This is a genomic window from Bacillus cereus group sp. BceL291, assembly GCF_051776705.1.
In the GTDB taxonomy this organism is placed as follows: domain Bacteria; phylum Bacillota; class Bacilli; order Bacillales; family Bacillaceae_G; genus Bacillus_A; species Bacillus_A cereus.
The window spans coordinates 48,178-65,840 of the sequence record NZ_JBPWAP010000016.1 but is presented as its reverse complement, the minus strand read 5'-3'; the positions used below and the strand labels follow the sequence as shown (position 1 = coordinate 65,840).

Here is a 17,663-nt window from a genome sequence, read left to right as displayed (position 1 = left end):
CTCCTTTACACTGTTTTTAATAATGCTAGTTCATTAACTACCAACTTTTTCGAGTCATCATTCTTATATGAGATTAATTTAATAATAGGTTTTGAAATTTGAGATACTGTACCAGCTACAAAAAGAACAGGTACCCATTGCATAAATGTTAATGGAGCGGTATGGAATATACGAGCAAATGGCGGAACATATATAGCTGATAATAATACAAGCCAAGACGTTCCTAACGCCGTCACAAAGAAACGATCTTTTGACCAATCACGCATCGTTTCGTCCGATCCTTCTTGTCTCCAAGAGAATGTTTGAATAAGTTGACCTGCAACTAATGCTGCAAATGCTGATGTTTGCGCTACCGCAAGAGGCACGCCAGCCGCTAAGCTCATACCGAATAAAGCAAGTGACCCTGCTCCAAGCAGTATTCCTCGCGTTACAACTTTTTTGTACAACTCTTTATCAACAATGTCTTGACGTTTCGTTTGCTTCGTTTTGTTTCCAGGATTTACAGCTAAAATCATCGCTGGTAAAGCATCTGTAATAAGATTCATTAATAAAATTTGAATTGGTACTAACGGAATCGGCATTCCCGCAATAACTGCCGCACTTGTCACTAATACTTCAGCTAAATTTCCCGTCAATAAACATCCAACCGCTTTACGAATATTACCAATAATCGTTCTACCTTCTTTTACCCCTTCCACAATGGAACCGAAATGATCTTTTTTCAATATAAGATCGGCAGCTTCTTTCGTTACTTCTGTTCCTGTTTGCCCCATCGCAATACCAATGTTCGCTTTCTTTATAGCAGGTGTATCATTTACACCATCCCCAGTCATCGCTACAATTTGACAGTCCGCTTGGTATGCAGCTACTATACGTAACTTATGTGCCGGTGTTACGCGAGCAAAAACAGAAGTATTTTTTACAATTTCTTTTAATTGTTCATCTGTTACATTGTCGATTTCTACCCCTGTCAAAACACGATCATCACGATTCCAAATACCGGTCTGCTTCGCAATAGAAATTGCCGTAGTCGGATGATCCCCAGTAATCATGACAGGTTTTACACCAAGTTCAATCGCTTCACGAATACTCTCTTCCACTTCAGGTTTTGGCGGATCAATCATACCAACTAACCCAACAAAAATAAGGTCATTATTCTCAACATTACTATACGCAAAACCTAATACACGTAATGCCTGTTCTGCAAAACCTTCATTTTGTTGTAAAATGACCTCTTTTTCTTTATCACATAACGGATAGATTTCACCGTTATGTTGATACCATTTACATCTAGTAAGGATCGCCTCTACAGATCCTTTCGAAAACTTATACAATGATTCATTTTCCTTACAAACGACACTCATAATTTTCGTCTCAGAATCGAACGGTTCTTCATGATGTCGTTCAAATGATGCCATATCCTTATATGAAACACCCGCTTTAGAAGCAAAACTTAATAAAGCCCCTTCAGTTGGGTCACCTTTCACAATCCACTGATCGTCTTCATGTTCTAACTTACTATTATTACAAAGAACACTAATTTGCAGAACGCGAACAAAATCTGGATGTTCTAACGGCGTTTTTTCACTTTCATGATAAGTCGCTTCTTCTACTTCCATCTCTACAGCAGCTGCGACTTTAGACGACGTTACATCCGATATTGTACCAACTGGTTCATATCCATCACCCGATACACTCCACATACGATTTGGTGTGGCAATGACTTTAACTGTCATTTCATTCTTCGTAAGAGTACCTGTTTTATCAGAACAAATAACAGTTGTTCTACCTAACGTTTCTAAACTAGAAAGCTTCCGAACAAGTGCATTTTGCTTTTGCATACGAAAGATTCCTGCACTTAAAGCGATTGTAATCATAATCGGTAAACCTTCTGGCACAGCAGATGCTGTAAGAGCAACTGATGTTGTAATCATTTGCGTAATCGGTAAACCGCGTAGCAATCCTGCTACAAGCACAATACCGCCAGCCACAAATGCTCCTTTAATAAAGGTTTTACTAATAGACGTCACCTTTTGCTGTAGTGGTGTAGGCTCTGTTTCTTCCCCCTTCATTAAGGAAATCATATAGCCCATCTCTGTACTCATCCCGGTTTCCACTACTATAGCTCTCGCCTTGCCGCGCGTTACGGATGTGCCCATAAAGAGCATATTATTCTGCTCCGCTAACGAACATTCTTCCCCTACCGCATCCACTTTCTTTTCAACTGGTAGAGACTCACCCGTTAGCATCGCTTCATTAACTTCTAAATTCCAAGAGTCTATAATACGAAGATCCGCAGGTACGCGGTCTCCAGCTTGAAGGCAGACAACATCACCTGGGACGAGCTCACTACTTGCTACCTCTATCTCTTCCCCTTCACGGGTTACTATACAATTTGGCGCACGGAATTGATTTAAAGCTTCTACTACTTTTTCTGCTTTTCGCTCTTGAAGGGTTCCAATTACCGCATTGACGACGAGAATTGTCCCCATCGCTAATCCATCAAACACCCCACCTGATAATACAGATAATCCAGCTGCTCCAAGTAAAATAAGCGATGTAAACTCTTTAAATTGCCCCATAAATGAAACAATCCAAGGAACAGACTGCTTCGGTTCAATTCTATTCATTCCATACTTTTCTTGTCGCATTTGCACTTCTCGAGCGCTTAGCCCTTGCTGTTTCTCCACTTGTAAATCTTTTATTACATCTTCTTGCGAGAGTGCATACCATTTTGTAGAAGTTTCTCTAGCTACCGAGTGGTTCATATTCAGTAACTTTTTATTAGAAAAAATCTTCTCACTTACTCGCTTCGCTCTAGATAAAAACGTTAAAGATAGAGCATTTGCCATTAAAGCGATAATAGGTGCCGTGAATATAGACCAAACAGCCAGCATCTCCCCGGCAATATTCCATATTTTCGCTACTCGAAAATGTTCTTTCACTAATAAATCGATTTGTTTCGCATAGGCGATTGACTGAAATATATTTTTCATTTCATAATAAGATACAGACGGAAATTCAATATTATCCTCACAAACAAATAATACTTCTTCCCCATCCGAACGAATACGCTCCACACGCTCTACAACATCACTATGTTGCCAACTTGCATCAATACCGTGCTGCGAAAGAACACTATGATTTACATGTAAACTATTTTGCAAAACTGCAAACTTCCACTGATTTTCACCTAATTCTTTCATTATTTCTGTGAATTCAGGTGTAATCGTCATTTTCGATCCAACTAACAATCCTACACATTTTTTACCTTTAGCAACGAACTGAACGTTAAATCCTTCTTTGCCAAGTCCTTTCGCTTCTAACTCATAAGCACTTATATCTACACCATTTCGCTGCACAAATACTTTACTCCCGATAAAGGATGGAATGCCTTGTATGTCACCTTTTATCCCTTCGTCATCAACTTCGATTTCAAAAGCTTTCCTTAACGTTCTTCCTGTTTGCTTCGCTCGTTGCACAACTTCCTCTTTCCAATCATGCCCACTTTTCTCCAGCAGTGAGGCTGCCGTGCACCAAACTTGCCCTTCATCTTCTGAAATGCAGCTAATCTCCGCTTCTTCATGACAGCATATACGCGATATATCGTCAAATACGATTGTTCTCGTTCGGGACAGTTGAGATAACGATCCTTCATTTGGAATAAGATATCCTCTTTCCCTCGCAACGAGATCTCCTTGTCGCCATGCATACTCAGCAGACGAAACTGCAGGTTTCGGATTCGCAGCTAATAAAACCGCCATTCCGCGTAGTGGATTTCTCGTAAAGGCCCATGTTGCTCCCCCAAAAAGCATGCCCCATTTCGATTGCTTTTCACTGTATGCTTTAATCTCCGGGGATAAAATTCTTTCTTTATACGAATCTTTCTCTTCATTTATGTTCGCTTGACTACGCTTCCAATTTAAATAATTTAATAGACTAAGTCCCGCTAGTACGACGATATTTTCCCGCGCTAGTGCGAGTGCAAGCGTTCCTATGCCAAGCACTAGATCAGAATTCACTTTTTTGCTAGCAACCATTTTTTTGAATCCTCGTTTTAAAAACGGGTATCCCGTCAAAACAGATAAAGCCCCCGACAAGTAAAAAAGCCCTGGACTTCTAGCTAAAGCTGATCTTCCCATAAATAGTTGCTTTATACCGAACGCACCTAATCCAGCGACAGAAAGCGCTAGTGGCAATGGAACACCTTCACCTTTTTTCTCGTAAGAAATTACACTAGATGAAGAATCTTCTGCTTTCTTCGTTTCTTCAATATTGTTAAAGTTAGTATTCTTTGTAGTTTGTTCTTCTAGGAGTTTAATTATTTCACAAACGGTATGTAGAGAGGTCTTGTTGATATCGTAAGTAATCAGGGCTCTTCCTGTAGAGATAGAGGGACTCACTTGATAAATACCTTCCACGTCACGAAAACGTTCTACTATCAAGTTCGCCATGTCCAAGTTGTATTTTAGTTTATATATTTCAATTCGAATTCTTCCAGGTAACGATCGTATAAATCTCGTTTTTAATAATTTACTCTGCATCATCATCCTCCTTATCCTTGTAAAGGAAGTAAAATCACTTACTATCTAAGGAGTAACAGGTATGCTTTCGTAATCTACACTCTGCTCAGAATGATATGCATTTACACGAGACGCCCATTTTTCCTGGAATTTAGAAATAGTTGTCGGTACAGCTTCTACTGCTCCAATAATTGGCGATACTGTTTTTACTGCCACTTTACGTGCCGCTTCTTTTACTTTCGGTAAAGCTTCTTCCATTTCTGAACTAGCATTTTGAATTTGTTCTTTTGCACCGAGAAAAGCAGATACTGTTTTTACCGCTAGCTTTCTTAGCCCCTTTCTCGCTTTTGGTGACGCTAATATAACCGCTGCTACTCCAACCGCTATACCGATTGGTGATTTCATAAATTGAAACATGTACATTTCTCCTCACTTAATTTTTTCGAATTTGTAAAATGAATCAATCTTATCCTACCAAGTAAACATGTAATTCATTTCATCACATCCTTTTTTTGTAAAAAGTATATATAGAGTATATATTTACGTTTGTATTATTTCAACAATTTATTAGTTTTTTGTAAATTTTATGTTAATTCAAAAAATATTTTTGTAAACACTCCTATTCCTATGCAATTAAACAGGTAATATATTCCATGTTTTATTACTCAATTGTTGAAATTATATTGAGAATTTATTTTGTTTTTTCGCAAATCACAAACTAAGACACGCACTTTTACGAAACAAATTTTATATACTATAAAAAATGCTACAAGGAGTGATTTTCATGAGCTTATCTTATTGGAAATACGCGATTCTTACTCATATCACTGCAAATTTCCGTACCTTTTTATTCAATATCATTGTCGCTATTTTAGGAGAAATCGCCCTCTTTCTTGTCCTCAGTTTTATTCCAAAAAGATTTCATAAATTTTTTGCATAAAAAAGCCTGAGTTCCTATCTATCGTAGAACTCAGGCCACTTAGCCTTATTAAATAATGGGAACTTGTTACATAGATTTCTCAATACCCAATCTGGTATTAGGGAGAATATATCAGCGATTTTTTGAATATATCAACGATTTTTCAAATATATCGATTGTTTCTTTCAATATATCAACGGTTCGACACAACATATCGATTTACCAACAAATTGCGACATGTTTTACATGCGAAATACCCCACATAACTTTATACAAAAAAGACGACCGGGCTTCGGTCGTCTTTTCCTATTTATTTCGGAGCATTTCCTACATATTGCGTAATATCAACATTTAATGCCTGTGCTAAACGCATACCGTATTCTTGATCTGCACGGAAGAAGTTACAAACAGCTAATAATTTTGTGCGTTCATTTACGTCTTTTAGATCATTTGTTAAGTTTGCAATTAAGTTATCTTGCTCTTCTTTAGAGAATGAACGGTAACGCTCACCTGCTTGTTTGAAGTCATTTGGTTTCTCAATTTTTTCACGAGATACATAGCCTTCTACTTTCATAGTTGAATCGCGGTAAGCTTTGTCTTCAACTGGATTCTCTGCATGACGACTCGGTTCGTAGTTGATTGTAGATGGGTTTTGATTCACTTGCATCGCACCATCACGTTGTTGATTATGAACAGCTGCGTATGGGCAGTTTACAGGAATTTGTAAGTAATTTGCACCAAGACGATAACGCTGTGTATCTGGGTAAGAGAATAAACGACCTTGTAATAATTTATCTTCCGATGGCTCAATACCATTTACAGTTGCACTTGGAGAGAACGCTACTTGCTCTACTTCTGCAAAGAAGTTTTTCGGATTACGATTTAACGTCATTGTCCCTACTTCCATTAATGGGAAGCGATCTTCTGGCCATACTTTCGTTGGATCTAGTGGATCAAAGTCTAAAGAGTCCATTTCATCTAATTGCATAACTTGTACGTGTAAATCCCATTTTGGGTAATTTCCTTTTTCGATTGCATCGAACAAGTCACGAGTTGCATGATTGAAGTCTTTCCCTTGTACTTCTTGCACTTCTTTCGCATTTAAGTTACGCACACCTTGCTGTGGTTTCCAGTGGTATTTAATATAAACAATTTTGCCTTCTTCATTAATCCATTTAAATGAATGGACGCCGAAACCTTCCATTTCACGATAGCTTGCTGGTGTACCGTAATCAGAAAATACCCATGTCATCATATGTGTAGATTCTGGACTTAACGTCATGAAATCCCAATAACGATCTGGCGTTTGAATATTCGTATCAGGTGCTGGTTTTAAGGAATGTACCATATCAGGGAATTTAATTGCATCACGAATGAAGAAAACTGGTAAATGATTACCTACGATATCGTAGTTTCCTTCTTCTGTATAAAATTTAACAGCAAACCCACGTGGGTCACGTGCTGTTTCAGGAGAACCTTGACCATGAATAACCGTTGAAAAACGAACAAATACAGGCGTTTCAGTTCCTTCATTTTGTAAAAATGCTGCTTTCGTATATTGCTTCATACTATTTTTCGTTACGAATACACCGTGAGCACCTGCACCACGTGCATGCACAACACGCTCCGGAATACGTTCACGATCAAAGTGCGCAAGTTTTTCTACTAAATGATAGTCTTCTAATAATACTGGTCCACGACGACCAGCTGTACGAGAATTTTGGTTGTCTCCAACTGGAGCACCTTGGTTTGTTGTTAAGCGATTATTTGGATTCATCTAGGGGGATCCTCCTCTTTCTTTCGTAGTAATCATTATTTATTTAAAATTATTATAAATTAATTATTATTCAAAACTAAATCTTTGTCAACTATTTCCTTCACTTTTTTGGAAACAATTTCAGCCAAACAGTCGATAAATGCAGATTGTGCATTCGGCATATTTGATCTGAAATATTTGGCATTTAATTCATCCGTTACAACTTTACATTCATAATCGTTGTCATATAAAACTTCTAAATGCTCCGCTACAAAACCAACTGGGCAATATACGAAAGATTCGTACCCATGCTCTTCATATAAATCTTTCGTTAAATCTTGCACATCTGGACCAATCCACGGATCTGGAGTATTCCCAGCACTTTGCCAACCCGTTGTATAGTTTTGAATATTTGCAGCTTCTGCAATTAAATCTGCCGTATGCTTTAGTTGTTCTACATATGGGTCTCCTGTTGCAATAATTTTTTCTGGCAAACTATGCGCTGAAAAAATTACGACTGCTTTCTCTTTATTATCAATTTCTGTAAACGTCTCTTTTATTTGGTCTGCCCAATACGAAATAAATTTCGGTTCATCATACCATTGTTCAATTGGTTCAATAACAGGACCACCAATTTCTTGCGAAAGACGAATAGCACGGTCATTATACGCTTTAATGCTAAATGTAGAGTAATGTGGCGCTAATACGATACTAATCGCTTGCTCAATCCCATCACGCTTCATTTCTTCTACCGCATCTTCTATAAATGGTGCAATATGTTTTAAACCTAAGTAACAAGTAAATTCATACTCTGTAAATATGTTATTCATTGAATCTGTTAATTTATGCGCCTGTTCTTTCGTAATTTTTGCAAGCGGTGAAATTCCACCAATCGCTTTATAGCGCCCAATTAAATCTTCAAGCGCTTCTTCTGATGGCGTACGCCCGTGACGGATATGTGTATAATATGCCTCTACATCGTCTAATGATTCTGGTGTTCCATACGCCATTACGAGTAAACCTATTTTTTTCTTTGTCATCTATATAACACCTCAATTTTATAAATGAGAATCTTTTTCAAGAACGTTTGTTTCCAATTATAACAAGTAATAATAAGTACGTCAAAATAATAATTCTAATTAAGTATTATTTATAAGGTGATTTTGAATTTTATATGACAATTTCTTTAATAAAAAGCGACTTACATAATTGTAAGCCGCTTTTCCCTTATTCCTTAATATTTACCCCATATTCTTTAAACCAAACATGAATTTGTGCTAAATGAGCTAAAAGCTGTGGCCCAGTCATCAATTGACCAAACGCCATATAAATACAACAAAAGAGCACAGCGTGTATATAAAGTGCGTCAACACTCTATATACCGTCCGCCTACTCACGATAGGCAAACACTTGCTGTACTCTTACGAACTATTTTACAGTACGTAAGGGCTCCTTAGCAACAGTTTGCTTACACTTGGCATTCTGTTGCTTTTTTGTTTCCAAAAAGGAGACAAATCGTTATGGAAAAGAAAAAAAGCATTACAATTATTGCAGGCAATGAAACATATGAAAACCTAGCAACATTTAAAACAGTCGATGAATTAAACAGGACTGTTCGTGCATACAAAGAAAAATTCGTAGATCAGTTAAATAAAACTCAATTGGCTGTATTAAATAAATTACACAACTATTCTTCTAAGTTCTTTGGTGTATCATTCAGAACAAAAAAACACATCGCTGAAGACCTCAATATTAGCCGTAGAACGGTTATTAGAGTATGCCTACACTTAGAGTCTTTAGGTATTATTAAACAACTAGAAATGAAGCGTAAAAGTGATATGAGACAAACAAGTAATGCTATTGTTATTCAACCAATTGTGGAAGAACATGTTGTCACACAAGCTCCTGTTAAAAATGAAGAAAAATGTCACACCAATAAAACAACTACTAAAACCTTAAAACAAAATATAAAAGATATAAACAAACGTAATAGTAATGAGAATAGCAATACTCCAGAAGAGAATATTGAACAAGCTGACTTTGTTGCTCATTGGGTACCAGAACGTTTTATTTCTTTAGTTAACTCTTTTTACAGTGAATCTAAAACAATTCAAGAACTGTGGAAGGTCGTAAGACAGTGTAATAAAATCGTTAACCATACAACAGGTGATAAAGCATTTACTAAAGACCAGGAACTTACTATTGGCTTAAAAGCTATCAAAGAGTTTGTTATGAAAATTAAGTCTGGAACGAAAATGAAAAAGGGTAAATTCGCTTATTTCAACGGGATTGTAAATAAATTAATGGACAAGTTCTACTTTGATAAAGAATTTATGGCCATATAAAAAAAAAACTAGCTAAATTAACTAGGCGTTGCGATTTTCAAAATATCCATGAATTGAATCTTATGTATTATATTTGGGTCTTCACTCACTACAATTCTACCCATTTGTTGTTCCAGTTTAACAATTTTACCTTGAATAATATCGGGTTCTTTATACTTTCGATACACAGTAAACACTAATTCTGTATCATCCTGTACTGCCAATTGTATTAATTCAGCAGCTTCTTGTTGCTCGAATTCATCCATGTATGGTCTAGGTTCCTTTTTTGAACCACCTTTCTTCTTTGGTGGTTTTGGTACTCCATTTGTCATATAATATCACCTCATTAAGCCTTTTAAGCGTATTGATATTTTGTTCTTACTTTATCAACAGATAGTATATTAGTTAATTTCATTGTTCTAACTTGTTGTTTTTTCATACAATACACCAATATACGATCTTCATATATCTTTCTGACAATTACAGTTCTTTGAGAGAAATCTCCTGAACCGTTTAAATAAATTAATTCAATTGGTATTTTTTGATTGAATGAGCATGTAAGTAAATGATTCATAAGATGACCTCCACAGGAACATTTGTTTGTGTAAATTATAGAACAATCGTTCTGTTTCGTCAATGAATTAGAAACGAACATTTACAGGTATTACATGAAATTGGTATGATTTAGGTATTATACCAATTTTAATTTTAAGGAGTGGATTTTTTGTTAAACGCATTAGAAGTGATACTGTTTCTAGTATCTATTGTGTCAATTATCGTTCTAATTATAGGTTTATTCATGCCTAAAATTGTATTAAGAGGAGAGAAAATCACTCGTTTACGAGTAGTGAAAATTTATCTTTCTACAGCTCTAATTTCATTTATTGTATGTATGGTATTTATTAATCTAGATCCCGTTCGCAAAAGCTCTGGTACCAAAGAAACCGTGACTCAAGAAGAATTTGTTTCCTACGCTAAAAATATTAGAGGCGCAAGCTTCATAAAAGAAATGAAAGTAAATAATAACCAAGCTGAAATTACTTTCTACGATTCATTTGAATCTTATAAAACTGATAACCCTGACAATAAATTAGATGATGAAGCATATAAACAATACTTTTCAACGGGACATACAATTGAAAAGTTATTAGTAAGCGAACCAACTAGACTACTAAGACAATTCCCAACTTTAAGCACTGTAAAGATGACAATACCATTTGAAGGGAAAACATACAGTATAAATTTAGATAGAAAAGAATTAAATTCTTACATTGGATATAAAATAGAGAATTTAAAAACTGAAGATAAATCTTGGCAACAGAAGTTTGATAAGCCTTATGTTTATGACAAAGACAAGCGCAGTGCATTCTTCAAAAAGTTTGTTACTATTAAATAATAAAAATCCAAAGTCTCTCTTATACAAGTGGGACTTTGTCTACTACTCTTAAGGAGGGTTTTTCATGAGTTATGATACGATTGCATCGCTACAACGCATGCAGCAATTAGAACAAGCTCAGGCTGCAGCGGGAAAAAGATTAGTATTACAGAGAGATCATAAAACTGATAATATACTAGCTGCACTTGCAATTATCTTAGCTATTCCAACATTTTGTTTATCTCTTATATTAGGAGTTATTATTTACTATATAAGAGAATTCACATGCAAAACATACTTAGTTAAAAATGTAGCTACAGGTGAAAAATTTCATGTGGATAAGCAAGATTTTAAAGAATATAAAAGGAATTTTAAGAAGAAGAAAAAACAAGTTAGAAGAATTTCTGATTTATAATAACCCCTATCCTTATCAAAGTTGACGGTGATTACATTGCAACGTACAAGCTTATTCAAAGAAAATACTTATCAAAAGATTGTTTTAAGAGCTGACTCAGAAAAGAAATTAATTGAGATTAAACAAGAATATTTTAAAACACAAAGCATAAATGAAATTAAAATGACTTATGATGAATATATCGAAATGGATAAATTAGTAAAAGAATGCATTGATAATTCTTTAAGGCAACAATACAAATCAAATCCTAATAATATTTTTTGGGGAATGGGACCACATCTAGTGGACGATGAAAAAAGAATTGTCACAGTGACGGATAATAAAAATCGAAATTTATCTGTACAAATAACTAATAAACATGTTGTAAATGTAGTTGAGACCTTTAAACATGAAAATCAAAGTTTTGTTCTAAAAATAAACTTTGACGAACTTAGAGGTATTTTTAGAAGACTCTATTACTTTTTTAATATACTCAATAAAAAAAGCCGACTCAATTAAGAGCCGGCACTTTTTATACTTACTATTTAATTTCTACATAATAAGAACTAGCTGTAATATAGTACACATTACCTTTACTATTCTTCACTTTATACTGCTGCGAGCCATTTACAGATACCTTATCAAGGATTGTAAATCCTAATCCTTCATCGACAGTTCCTGCTACATCTCTATCAGCCCAGGAAGCTTTTGAATAGAATCGTAAGTCATTCACTTTAGAAACTACACGTTTACCTTCCACAGATGACGATTCTTCTTTATAGCGAATGTATGATGAATCATTATAAATCCACTGATTTCCTCCAAGATTCAACCAGTTTCCTACTTTACCCCAGGTTTTATACGATTCACCTTTTTGTAATTTACGAATAACACTATTTGTTGTGGATGGACCAGAACGAAGGTTTACATTGTATCCATCAATATACGCTACTCCCACTTCATTAATAACACCAGGTACTTCATTTGGTTGCTGTGGTTTCGCTTCAACTGAAATAGAATCTCCATTATATGCTTTTAATACATCAGCACGGAATTTTGATTCCGATACACCATGACTACGAAGATAGTCAATCGGATCTTCGTGATCTGTGCCACCAAGCTTATACGTAATGTCTTTATGCGTCCACAATCCAATGGATGGATGGATATTTCTATCTTTTAAAATTTTAGCAAGTAACTTTACATATCTTTCATATGATTTTTTAAATTTAATAGAGTCACTAGTTTCAGAGAGCTCTACATGAACAAATCGTTTATTAGCTGCCGGACCTGCTCCCCATGCTTGATACTTAGTAGAAGCAATTTGAATTGTTTCATCCCAATCTGTTGCATAATGCACAAATGCAGAACGCCATGTTCTTGCTTCATAGTTTCGGATATTAATAGCAGGCGCTTCAGGAGTCGCTGTAGAATGTGCTACTACACCTTCATACGCTCCATATCCATTGCGATATTCGACTTGAGGTAACCCTGGAATAATCATTTCTCTATCTGCAAAAACACTTCCTACAGATGTTAATAGAATAATAGAAGCGGTCACAACTGAGCTTAATACTTTAATAGTCTTTTTCATTTTACATATTCCCCTTTTTCTTCATGGTCTGTCCAAATACCTAATGAAACACCTACCGCAAATACATAAGGCAATAATTCTTCAATAAAGTTTTTGGCTTCTGGCATTCCAAACTTAGTAAATAGAAATCCAAGCAAAGAAAAAACCGCAATCCAGGTACGCCAGTTGCGGAATCGTTTTTTGATATTCTCTTTTGACATTTTACATGCCCCCTTTCAATAGCAATCCAATAAGTGCTGTTACAATTGCTCCGATGATGATTCTAAGAATCCATGTAGTATTGGCGCTAATTTTCTCAATGCTTTCTTCGATTTTCACAACTTTACTCTCAACGACAGCCAGACGTACCTCTATGCCTTGAACCTTCGTTTTGTTTTCTTCGCAATCTTTACATTTGTCCACTGTTATCACCCCATTCCAAAATAAAAAAGCCTGCTTATGCACGCTTAATCTGTAATATCTAAATTAAAAAGTTAATTGCAATATGAATTGTATTTCCACTTTGAACACCATTTACGAAAATTCCACCATCACTTTTAACTGTAATTTCACAAACTGTTGGTCCATTGCCATAAGCGAGTGCTGGGAAAGCGATGTTTTGCACAGGACGAAACCCAACCGGAAGGACTGCGAATATTGTTGTATTTGCTGGATTTCTAACAGATCCAATGACGGATATCTGCTCACCGCTTCTTTTATATTTCAAAATTCTATCGGGAACATTCTCTACCCCAGTTGTAGGAAGGTTAATCCATCCAATATCAGTCGCCTGTTTAATTGTTCCATCAGTTCGAATTTCTACTCTTTTGGACCAATCCCATTCATCACCTTGCTCTTCTGTAGAAGGAGCGATAACAAGTTGGCCTTGTGCACCTTTATGAAGAACTGTTTTATACGAACGACTACCAATTACGATAGCATTATCAGTATTAAAATGAGTCGTTCCCGTATACGTACCGCCTGTTTTAGGTACAATCTCTTTCTCTAATACCAAACGAGACCATTCGGACCACTTACCACTGTTATTTATTCGAATATAAATTTCATTCCAGTTTCCAAGCAGTGTAGCTTTTTGGACAAGAGCTGCATTACTGCTAGATTCTACGGCGACAAACCATGTATATATTGAATTATTTGGTGTATTTTTGAGTTGGCTTCCTACATAGAATCCAGATTTTACAATTGTATTCAAATCTATATTTGCAGCCAGATCAACGGAACTTCCATCATCGTCTGTAACCTTCCACAGTTGATATTTCTGACCTGTAACTGCTGCTGTCAATTCGTTTATACGTTTATTAGCTTCATCAATTTGCTTTTGATACCCTTTAACCATTTCAAGGGCTTTATCAAACTCTGAAATGTAATTTTCAATTTTAATATTCCCTTCTTTTACATCTCGTCTTAATGTAATACGAATGTCTGGTGTACTCATTCGTTCGTTACTTTTTTCGAATACAAAATAAGCCGTCCAATCATCCGATGTAGAAACAGCTTGAGATGTAAACGAATATGAAAACACACCATTCTTTGCATCAACTATTTGAGCATCATCTCGAATGAATACTCCTGTGTGATTTGTCGCTTCATATTTAACCACATACCCTGTTAAATCCACCTTCTCCCCTTTTTCTCTTACGTTCACCGTAAGCTTCAATCCATTCTTGTCATTTTGCCGAGAACGAATTGTTTTTGTAAACACAGGATCTGCTAAATCTATCATAATTTCCTCATTTCGCATAACTACACCTCTTTCTAGCTACTCCGTTTCACATGTCTAAATGGCTTTTTCTGACGTTTCACCCTGTTCCTATGCTTTATATTCCCTTTAGGTGTTAATGGCTCTAATTCTTCCAATCTAGCATCCGTTTTTATCACATGCTCTTGAAATGCGCTTGTCAATTGTGAAAGCATCCCGTATAGGCCTACACCATTTTCTTCTGCTTCCTTTGGAATAACTAAACCATAATGTGTAGGAATTGCATCTGTAGTAATTACCGGCTCTCCTTCTTTACGATTCATACGCATCTCATACAGTTTGGGAATATCGGTTTTCAAATTGTACTGTTTAATTTCCCATTCCATTACCTTTTCAAGTGCGCTGAATGCAATAGGACGGATATTGGTTTTATATGTTTCTTTAGAAGAAACTTTGAAGTCTGAAGCAATTACTCCTTGATAATATGATCCAAGAGCTGTCTTTATTTGAATATAGCCATTTTCGTAACTCGAATTTCGTATCATAGCATTTGGAAGTATGATATCTGTATCTCCTCCAGATGACACTCCAATACTCGCAATCCAATTGTCATTACGATAAAAGCGGAACTGATCTTTGACTTTAAACCTCATATCAGTTTGAGCATTTAGGACAATCATTTTGTCAGCATCAAGCATTGCATTCCCTGTTTGCGAAAAGTATAAAGAAGCTGCATTCAAGTATCCATTGCCATCGAGTCCTTTTGTGATTCCAATTCCACCAGACTTAACGCTCGTATCTGAGAATTGGTACACCATAATAGCCCCATTTGCCCCTGTGGAATCTGAATCTCCGCCTAAAATAAGAGTAGGTTGTATTTCATTTCTACTATTTTTGTAATACCCTACAAACACCCTTGTTCTAGATGACTCATACAAGCGTATGAATTGCTTTGAAATATTTACATAGTTCACACTATCTGAAGTTCGTAATGTTGCACCTGTTATTTCTCCACCTTGCACAAGATTTCCACTCAACGTACCTGCAGTAATAAAATCAGCAACAATTCTTCCATCACTTGTAATGGCAGTTCCGTATGGTCCATTCACCCCTGTGGAAGAATACCCTAATCCATTCAAATTCCATTGCCAAACCTTTTTAGCACTTTTTTCATCTTTCGTATCCATAATTAAAATACGATCTGGATAAATACGGACATGTCCTCCGAATCCTGAATTAATAAGGCTTGTAGCATTCGCTTTTGCTGCATCCAAAATAGAGCCTGGCATATTGGATAACTCTTCTTGTACCAGATCAACTCTACCGGAAACGTCCGTAAAGGATTCTTTGAAGTTACCAATGGTTATATCCAGATACTCTTTTTTTATTGGATCATATTTATAAGCAATTACCTTCGCCTTTATATCAATACCATCTTCTTGATGCTCAACCGTAACCGTATCTGCCATATAAACACTCTGTAAATGCTTATAATCCTTATACTCTTCCGTTTGTGATAACTCCTGAAACTTAACGTTATAATTCGCTTTAGGCTGATCAACCTTTTGAATAGCAAACATATCCTTAGCTGCCTGGCGTAATAACCTATATGCTTCTTCTAACGGAACTGCATCTTCATCGTCAGCATTTTCACCAATAGCTGCTTTAATATGTTTAAACTCAACCACTTTAATTTTAGGATGAGGATACTTATTTATAAGTGGGCTATCCACATACTTTTCAGGAAGAAATAACCCATCAAAACCTTGTGGCATGATTCTAGTTATGGGACTTTTCCAATCCACATTACCTTCATACCCTAACAAATCTTTTTTATGACGAATCACTACCCCACGATCCATACCACGATTTTGTAGCATCTTCACATCAAAATTATCTCGTTTTAATTCGCCGCCCCAACGATTAACAAATGAATTGTCTTGACTAGAATCCAATAATGCTTCCACAGGATTTTTACGGACAATACGTGCACTTGCTATCTTTGGTACATCTGAATAAAACTGAAAAGGGTGCTTGTATTGGCATCCTGCTGACATACGATTCATTGCTCCATTACCATTTGTTGTTTCAGCAAAAATGTCTTCAATTAGATTTTCTGTTAAGTCATAAAAAATGTGATAACATTGCGCTTTAATTTCACCCATACTGACTTTAGGAGCTGCCACTCGAAACAGTTGTTCACCATCAGGAGTTGGAACTTTAATGATGCTCATTCCCTCTATTTCCAGACCACGTGGTGCAAACAATGGATAACTAAATGAAAATAAAAATAAACCATTGAGTTCTTCCTCAACAGTTGCGTTATAAATATTTTTATCTAAAGCCCCTATACCATTGTGTGTAAAGTCAGTCTCATTTGGTTTATATAAAGTAATCATTTATATCTCCACCTAGGTCGAATTTCCATAAATTGAATTGCTCCTGACCACTCTATTTTATTTTCTCCCATGTTGAGTATAGGGAACTGCCCGACCATTTTATTATTCATTGATATGGTATCTGTATATGCTTCAAGTACTTCTGAGTCTATGACAACAGAACCATTCACATCTTTTATTTGAAAAGAGACGTCATTAATTGTTATACGGAAAGTACCATTTCCCACAATCCAAAACTTAGGATCAGATTCAATTGTACCTGGATTATAAATTACACCAGGTTTGGTAAGCTTTAGATTTACATCCTCTGTATATTCAAAGGGATCTAGCTTAAAATCCACTTCAAATTCACCGTGTTCTTCAATTTCATTTACAATATCACCTACTACAACATGTTTAATTTTTCGATACACATCATCATCAGTAAAATATAATGTCTTTCCATTCATCAACCAAGCCTTCATACGTCGCACTAACGGCTTAATATTCTCTTCTTCAAGCATATTGAATTTTATTTTTAAAGGAACGTCTTTAAACGCCCCTTTTTTTGTAAGTGAGCCATGTCTACCAGACACTTCAATATATTCTACTTCTTGTTCTGCTGTAGGAATAACAGGGCGTTCTACCATACATATTCCATAGTCACTTGCTAACTGATTATCGATACCTATGTCTAGCAA

The 17,663-nt window shown here is 35.9% G+C and carries 16 protein-coding genes and 1 pseudogene; 4 read left to right on the top strand and 13 right to left on the bottom strand.

Going from position 1 to position 17,663, the window contains the following annotated elements:
* Positions 1 to 5: 5 nt before the first annotated feature.
* From ACS2CR_RS13070 to ACS2CR_RS13050, 5 genes and pseudogenes are all read right to left on the bottom strand, one after another.
* On the bottom strand, positions 6 to 4,544 hold the full coding sequence (locus ACS2CR_RS13070; protein ID WP_053513455.1) for a cation-translocating P-type ATPase: 4,539 nt from the start codon (positions 4,542 to 4,544) through the stop codon (positions 6 to 8).
* Between the two features lie 45 nt (positions 4,545 to 4,589).
* Positions 4,590 to 4,940 (bottom strand): YtxH domain-containing protein, encoded by a 351-nt coding sequence (locus tag ACS2CR_RS13065; RefSeq protein ID WP_000486133.1) that lies wholly within the window; start codon positions 4,938 to 4,940, stop codon positions 4,590 to 4,592.
* An 812-nt stretch (positions 4,941 to 5,752) separates the two neighbouring features.
* On the bottom strand, positions 5,753 to 7,219 hold the full coding sequence (katB, locus tag ACS2CR_RS13060) for a catalase KatB (RefSeq protein WP_001069180.1): 1,467 nt from the start codon (positions 7,217 to 7,219) through the stop codon (positions 5,753 to 5,755).
* Positions 7,220 to 7,278: 59 nt separating this feature from the next.
* Complete coding sequence (gene hemH / locus ACS2CR_RS13055) at positions 7,279 to 8,238, bottom strand: ferrochelatase (RefSeq protein WP_053513458.1); 960 nt, start codon at positions 8,236 to 8,238, stop codon at positions 7,279 to 7,281.
* Positions 8,239 to 8,425: 187 nt separating this feature from the next.
* A pseudogene (locus ACS2CR_RS13050) lies at positions 8,426 to 8,518 on the bottom strand (aspartate--ammonia ligase); the annotation flags it as partial.
* 200 nt (positions 8,519 to 8,718) lie between these two features.
* Here ACS2CR_RS13050 and ACS2CR_RS13045 point away from each other — a divergent pair.
* Positions 8,719 to 9,543, top strand: a complete 825-nt coding sequence (locus tag ACS2CR_RS13045) for a helix-turn-helix domain-containing protein (RefSeq protein ID WP_153602672.1) — start codon at positions 8,719 to 8,721, stop codon at positions 9,541 to 9,543.
* 17 nt (positions 9,544 to 9,560) lie between these two features.
* Here the strand turns inward: ACS2CR_RS13045 and ACS2CR_RS13040 are convergent, their stop codons facing one another.
* Both ACS2CR_RS13040 and ACS2CR_RS13035 read right to left on the bottom strand, forming a co-directional pair.
* Positions 9,561 to 9,854, bottom strand: a complete 294-nt coding sequence (locus ACS2CR_RS13040) for a YolD-like family protein (RefSeq protein ID WP_153602673.1) — start codon at positions 9,852 to 9,854, stop codon at positions 9,561 to 9,563.
* 23 nt (positions 9,855 to 9,877) lie between these two features.
* Positions 9,878 to 10,096 (bottom strand): hypothetical protein, encoded by a 219-nt coding sequence (locus ACS2CR_RS13035; RefSeq protein ID WP_153602674.1) that lies wholly within the window; start codon positions 10,094 to 10,096, stop codon positions 9,878 to 9,880.
* A gap of 150 nt (positions 10,097 to 10,246) precedes the next feature.
* Here ACS2CR_RS13035 and ACS2CR_RS13030 point away from each other — a divergent pair, with 150 nt between their 5' ends.
* The 3 genes from ACS2CR_RS13030 to ACS2CR_RS13020 all read left to right on the top strand — a co-directional run bounded on the left by ACS2CR_RS13030 (position 10,247) and on the right by ACS2CR_RS13020 (position 11,810).
* Entirely contained in the window at positions 10,247 to 10,918 is a 672-nt protein-coding gene (locus ACS2CR_RS13030) for a hypothetical protein (RefSeq protein ID WP_153602675.1), read from the top strand.
* A gap of 64 nt (positions 10,919 to 10,982) precedes the next feature.
* Positions 10,983 to 11,312 (top strand): hypothetical protein, encoded by a 330-nt coding sequence (locus ACS2CR_RS13025; RefSeq protein ID WP_153602676.1) that lies wholly within the window; start codon positions 10,983 to 10,985, stop codon positions 11,310 to 11,312.
* Between the two features lie 36 nt (positions 11,313 to 11,348).
* Positions 11,349 to 11,810, top strand: a complete 462-nt coding sequence (locus ACS2CR_RS13020) for a hypothetical protein (protein ID WP_309567738.1) — start codon at positions 11,349 to 11,351, stop codon at positions 11,808 to 11,810.
* Between the two features lie 22 nt (positions 11,811 to 11,832).
* On the opposite strand, the gene ACS2CR_RS13015 is transcribed toward ACS2CR_RS13020, so the two are convergent.
* Genes ACS2CR_RS13015 through ACS2CR_RS12990 form a run of 6 tightly spaced genes read right to left on the bottom strand, consistent with a single transcriptional unit; the run spans position 11,833 to position 17,663 of the window.
* The gene (locus tag ACS2CR_RS13015) at positions 11,833 to 12,885 is read right to left on the bottom strand and encodes an N-acetylmuramoyl-L-alanine amidase (protein WP_309567737.1); all 1,053 of its coding nucleotides are present in this window, start codon (positions 12,883 to 12,885) and stop codon (positions 11,833 to 11,835) included.
* On the bottom strand, positions 12,882 to 13,085 hold the full coding sequence (locus tag ACS2CR_RS13010; protein WP_038413810.1) for a hypothetical protein: 204 nt from the start codon (positions 13,083 to 13,085) through the stop codon (positions 12,882 to 12,884). The genes ACS2CR_RS13015 and ACS2CR_RS13010 overlap by 4 nt, the downstream gene beginning before the upstream one ends.
* Before the next feature lies 1 nt (position 13,086).
* The gene (locus ACS2CR_RS13005; protein ID WP_038413980.1) at positions 13,087 to 13,296 is read right to left on the bottom strand and encodes a hemolysin XhlA family protein; all 210 of its coding nucleotides are present in this window, start codon (positions 13,294 to 13,296) and stop codon (positions 13,087 to 13,089) included.
* Between the two features lie 49 nt (positions 13,297 to 13,345).
* Complete coding sequence (locus tag ACS2CR_RS13000) at positions 13,346 to 14,626, bottom strand: BppU family phage baseplate upper protein (protein ID WP_038413811.1); 1,281 nt, start codon at positions 14,624 to 14,626, stop codon at positions 13,346 to 13,348.
* Between the two features lie 14 nt (positions 14,627 to 14,640).
* Entirely contained in the window at positions 14,641 to 16,983 is a 2,343-nt protein-coding gene (locus ACS2CR_RS12995; RefSeq protein ID WP_309567736.1) for a phage tail spike protein, read from the bottom strand.
* Positions 16,980 to 17,663: a phage tail domain-containing protein gene (locus tag ACS2CR_RS12990; protein WP_309567735.1), complete on the bottom strand. Its 684-nt coding sequence runs from the start codon at positions 17,661 to 17,663 to the stop codon at positions 16,980 to 16,982. The genes ACS2CR_RS12995 and ACS2CR_RS12990 overlap by 4 nt, the downstream gene beginning before the upstream one ends.

Bases quoted from the DNA above. Each gene is read 5' to 3' on its own strand.
- ACS2CR_RS13000 (WP_038413811.1), bottom strand. From the start codon at position 14,626: ATGCGAAATGAGGAAATTATGATAGATTTAGCAGATCCTGTGTTTACA.
- hemH (WP_053513458.1), bottom strand. From the start codon at position 8,238: ATGACAAAGAAAAAAATAGGTTTACTCGTAATGGCGTATGGAACACCA.
- ACS2CR_RS13015 (WP_309567737.1), bottom strand. From the start codon at position 12,885: ATGAAAAAGACTATTAAAGTATTAAGCTCAGTTGTGACCGCTTCTATT.
- ACS2CR_RS13025 (WP_153602676.1), top strand. From the start codon at position 10,983: ATGAGTTATGATACGATTGCATCGCTACAACGCATGCAGCAATTAGAA.
- ACS2CR_RS13070 (WP_053513455.1), bottom strand. From the start codon at position 4,544: ATGCAGAGTAAATTATTAAAAACGAGATTTATACGATCGTTACCTGGA.
- ACS2CR_RS12995 (WP_309567736.1), bottom strand. From the start codon at position 16,983: ATGATTACTTTATATAAACCAAATGAGACTGACTTTACACACAATGGT.
- ACS2CR_RS13045 (WP_153602672.1), top strand. From the start codon at position 8,719: ATGGAAAAGAAAAAAAGCATTACAATTATTGCAGGCAATGAAACATAT.
- ACS2CR_RS13035 (WP_153602674.1), bottom strand. From the start codon at position 10,096: ATGAATCATTTACTTACATGCTCATTCAATCAAAAAATACCAATTGAA.
- ACS2CR_RS13065 (WP_000486133.1), bottom strand. From the start codon at position 4,940: ATGTTTCAATTTATGAAATCACCAATCGGTATAGCGGTTGGAGTAGCA.
- ACS2CR_RS13010 (WP_038413810.1), bottom strand. From the start codon at position 13,085: ATGTCAAAAGAGAATATCAAAAAACGATTCCGCAACTGGCGTACCTGG.
- katB (WP_001069180.1), bottom strand. From the start codon at position 7,219: ATGAATCCAAATAATCGCTTAACAACAAACCAAGGTGCTCCAGTTGGA.
- ACS2CR_RS13040 (WP_153602673.1), bottom strand. From the start codon at position 9,854: ATGACAAATGGAGTACCAAAACCACCAAAGAAGAAAGGTGGTTCAAAA.